Genomic DNA, 4,253 nt, shown 5'->3' with positions numbered 1-4,253 from the left:
CGTTACCTCTGAGAGGCCCCGGACCATGCTGCGCGACGCGCATAAGCGGCCGCCATGTGCGCGTGCGATCCGCGGATTGGGGACATCCTGGTCAAACAAGTCGGCAAGCATGGCCACATTTCCGCTTCTTACTGCGCGAGCGACGCGGCAGCGTGCCGTCGGTGCGGCGGAACCGCGGTTGCTGGGCAAGAGGTGGCGGTGGACCCCGGCCGGTTCACCGGCCTGGCGCAGTGGTCGGCGGAGGACCTGCGTACGTGCGCGGACCTGATCGGCGGCGCGATGATGTCGATCGTGACCATGCTGTTGGGAGCACCCCCCCTGCGACCGAGCACACGTGGTGTCGGTCGCCCGGGGCCACTCCGCCTGATCGTCCTCGGCCTGGCGACTGGGCGGAGCGATCGGGGCTGACAATGTCACTCCATCGGTTTGAGCGGCGGTTGTGAGTAGTCCCTGAGCATCGGACCCTCCGGCCCGTCGTTCAGCACGCATTGACCGCTGACCGGTTCCGAGATCGCGCAACCGGACTTCGGGTTGCCCCACCGGCTGGTGATGTTGAGCCAGGCCAATGGTCCGGTGTACGTTCCCCGGGGCTGCCAGGTGAATGCGACCAGGGCCGAAGCGGTGTCCCACAGGACGCCGGATCCGGTCTCGTCTTTGAGCTGGTCGCCGTTGGGGAGTCCGCGGTACACGTGGACTCCGGTCCCCGGATAGGAACCGTGCGATCCCTTCGCCGAATAGACGTCCGGGCGCCATCCGGTCAGCCGAATGCGCTTATCACCGAAAGTGAACTCCTGACCGTCGGCGTGCTGGCTGTAGTAAACCTTCGTGGGCAGACCGCCGACGAATCTGATGGTGACGTGTTCCCAGTCGCCGACGTGGTTGCCGAAGGTGCTGAAGCCGCCGATGCAGCCCGAGGGTGACATCAGTCCGATGCAGACGCGCTTCCCGTCGTTGTACGGGTAGAACATCCAGTACACGATGTCGGTGACATTGGTGGGCACGCCGTTGTCCGTGCGGTGGACGACTTCGGCGTACGTGCTGACAGCGGCGGAGTTCGGCCGAACGCCGTCCAGGAAAGCGGGGTCGGTGCACGAGTCGCAACCGAGTGCCTGGTTGGTGACCAGATAGCCTTTGGATTCATGCACGTTGGAGAGGTGGAACTCCACCGACGACGGAAAATAGGACTCACCCGGGTGCATCCACACGCGGGGGGCGAACGCTCGGGCGGTCGCGGTGGTGACCGGCGACCCGGACAGGGCGGGTTCGCGGGTGAGCGTCTTGTTGATCACTCGGTAGCGCTGGGCACCACCGCTGTCGCTGTGTCCTTGGCGGGCGACGAAAGTCGACGTGGACAAACCGCGGTAGTCGGCGGGGTCGGATTGCCAGAGGCTGACGTCGTCGTCGGCGCCGGATCCGCTATCGTCCCATTCCTTGCCTGCGACACCGGGCAACGTATAGGTGGACTTGAGGCAGCGAACGACGTCGGTGGACGGCGGGTAGTATCCGGAATTCGCGACACTGCCCAGGCAGATGTAGCCCATCGGGGGAATCGGCTCCCATAGCGAGCCGTCGTAGTCGCCGCCGGAGCCTTTGTCGTCCCAGATCCAGCGGTAACCTGTAGGGCGGGCCAGGAAGTCGGCCTCGTCCCGGACCAGAAAAGTGTTGGACGGAGCGCCATACCCTTTCATGACGATGTCCCCGAGGGAATGATAACCCGGGTACAGCCCGACATGCGGCCGCCAGACGGACACGTCGCCGTCGGCACCGGTTCCCCGATCGTCCCAGATCCGAATAAATTGACCTGCGGGCTGAAGGGATAAGGAAGCCAGTTCGCCGACCGCTGCGGCCGGTCCAGCGAAAGACGGCTGTGCAACACCCACGAACACCAGCGCCAGGGTCGACATCAACGCTAATCGTCTTTTCATCGAGCAAAGATCGCACGGTGCCAAGGCCCCGTCAATACGGCAATTCGACTAATCCGCGCACCGCGGCGACAAGAGGAACATGGTTGAGGAAACTACTCGCCCTTGGGCTAAATGGCCGAGGATGAAGAGGCAAACGATGTGTCCATTCACGGTCGGCGTGACCTGCGGGCCAGGGTCGTTCCAAGATCATCTTAGTTTGGTGGGTACCAGTTCCGACCTCTGGCGACTGGCGCCGCGGGAACTCAAGAGTGCGACTCCGCTGGGCCATCGCCACCGGTGTGGCGGTGGCGAACAGTCGCCAGGTGGGCGGACTGACCTGCTGGACCAACAGGTCCACCACCAGCGAGTACACCTGGGATTATGCCGACAAACGTGTCCATTCAGGGTGGTGGGTGACCTGCGGGGTTGCGTCGGTTTGACCTGATGGCTGGGTGCGGGATGATCTGGAGTTGGGTCCGATCTTCGCGCGGTGAACGCTCGTCTGCGCCGGGTGGTGGCGGACAAGGACGAGTTGATCGCGTCGCAGGACACGTTGATCCACCTCCAGCGAGACCAGTTGGCTGGTAAGGACGAGTTGCTGGTCGAGGAGTGAAGGTTGATCGCGTTGGTGCAGCAGGCGCAGAACGCGGAACTTCGGCGCCGGTTGGGGATGGACTCGACGAACTCCTCGACGCCGCCGTCAACTGACTCGATCGCGGCGAAAGTCAAGCGGCGCAAGGCGAATTCCCAGCGGGAACGGTCCACCGACCGCAAGCCCGGCGGGCAGAAGGGACACCCCGGCTCGGGCCTGGAGTTGGCTCCCGAGGCGGAGATGGGCGACACCGTGCCGGTCGAACCGGCCGAGTGCTCGACCTGCGGAGAACACCTGGGCACGGGTTCGGTGTGTGAGGGGTTCACCCCGGTGCAGCAGTGGGACATCCCACCGGTACACGTGGAGAAGGTCCAGTTCAACCTGATGCGCAGGCGTTGCTCGGCCGGACATCTGACCCAGGCCCCGGCCCCGGCGGGGTGTCCGGCGTCTGTTACGGCCCGAACCTGCGGGCGTTCACCGCGCATGTCGCCTACCGCGGGCATGTCAGCATGTGCCGAAGGACACCGCTACATCGGACCGGAACTATTGGCCCGCAGCCGAATGCAGCTCATCGCACCCGACACCGACCAGACCGGAACCAAGGAAATCATGGTGTCCGAGGACCTGACAGCCTAAAGTCCATAGTGGATCACGCGGGGTCGTCTCCTACACCACGGTCGCCTGCCAGGTCGAAGGGCTCTGGGCCAAGTTGCGTGATCAACTTGGCTTGAGCTGACAGGTTCACCCTACGTTGCGTGCAGAATCCTCTTCCGCAGCAAGGGAAATCCAGCTCGACCAAAGGCCATCCACTTGAGGAGCTTGATCTTGTTGACCGTGCCCTCGGTGGGGCCATTGCTCCATGGCAGGGTGAGTCCGGCGGTCACCGCCGCCAGGTCCTGCCGAAGGCCGTTGACGAACGAGTGCAGTGCGGGCAGGTTGTCGTCGCGGACGCGGTCCATCCAGTCGGGTAGGCGGTCACCGGTGAGGTCACGGATCATGGATGCGAATGCGTCGACGTGCCGGCGGGTGGCATCCAGTTCGGGGCAGCGGGCCAGGATCTCCTTGAGCCGAACACTGTCCTTGTCGGACAGATTCTCGGGATCGCGCATGATCCATCCGGTGACGTGCCGGATTTTCGGTGGGGCGGGCGATGCGGCAGTGACGCCATCGGGTGGTGTGGTGCGGCCAGTGCGGAAGGGGCGCAGGTAGCGATAGACGGTCTGGGCGCTGCCCCGGTAGCCCTGCTCGCGGATCTCGGCAATCAGCCGTGTGATGTTGGTGTGGCCGCTGGTCCAGCGGTGGTTGAGGTAGGGCTTGTGGTTGTCCAGCAGCGAGTACCGGGACGTGGTCTTGGCGATGAGGTCCTCGACGTCGTCGGCCTGGACGATCCGCCGGACGGTCTTGCGGTCCAGTCGCAACTGCTGTGTGATCGCCCGGATCGACATGCCCTCGGCGTGCAAGGCCCGCACGGCGGCATACCGCTCGCGCATCCTCGTCACGAATGACGACTCCGAGGTCGCGGCCGAGTCGGTCGGCTCGATGTCGAGCCTCGGCGCTGCCGTCTCGGTTGTCGCGGTCGTGCAGCCAGTGGCATCGTCACCGGCGTCGTCGCGTGCGACGGGCTCGGACCGGCATGTGCGGTGGGCGATCACGGTCTTCTCGACGGCCTCGCCCAGGTTCTTCCATAGGTGCCAACGATCCGCGCACTGAGTTGCCTGCGGTGCGCCTCGCGTGCTGGCCTCGGCGTAGGCGCCGGC

4 protein-coding genes are annotated in these 4,253 nt (G+C 64.8%); 2 read left to right on the top strand and 2 right to left on the bottom strand.

Translation table 11 applies throughout. The features are described 5' to 3' along the window. Window positions 1-413: 413 nt before the first annotated feature. A complete protein-coding gene (locus tag ACRDSQ_RS05075; protein WP_431419222.1) occupies window positions 414-1,904 on the bottom strand; it encodes a Vps62-related protein in 1,491 nt (496 codons plus the stop codon). A gap of 490 nt (window positions 1,905-2,394) precedes the next feature. On the opposite strand from ACRDSQ_RS05075, the gene ACRDSQ_RS05070 reads away from it, so the two are divergent. Further along, the gene (locus ACRDSQ_RS05070; protein ID WP_431419221.1) at window positions 2,395-2,517 is read left to right on the top strand and encodes a hypothetical protein; all 123 of its coding nucleotides are present in this window, start codon (window positions 2,395-2,397) and stop codon (window positions 2,515-2,517) included. Between the two features lie 3 nt (window positions 2,518-2,520). Beyond that, on the top strand, window positions 2,521-3,132 hold the full coding sequence (locus tag ACRDSQ_RS05065) for a DUF6444 domain-containing protein (protein ID WP_431419219.1): 612 nt from the start codon (window positions 2,521-2,523) through the stop codon (window positions 3,130-3,132). Between the two features lie 110 nt (window positions 3,133-3,242). Here the strand turns inward: ACRDSQ_RS05065 and ACRDSQ_RS05060 are convergent. After that, the coding region (locus ACRDSQ_RS05060; protein ID WP_431419217.1) for a transposase at window positions 3,243-4,253 on the bottom strand (1,011 nt) is incomplete at its 5' end.

The sequence above is a fragment of the Actinokineospora sp. genome, assembly GCF_050699995.1.
Classification (GTDB): domain Bacteria; phylum Actinomycetota; class Actinomycetes; order Mycobacteriales; family Pseudonocardiaceae; genus Actinokineospora.
Note: the sequence above shows the minus strand (reverse complement) of the source record. Positions and strands in the feature narration are given on the sequence as shown.

Excerpts from the sequence above, each read along its gene's own strand:
- ACRDSQ_RS05075 (WP_431419222.1), bottom strand. The coding sequence starts at position 1,904 with ATGTCGACCCTGGCGCTGGTGTTCGTGGGTGTTGCACAGCCGTCTTTC.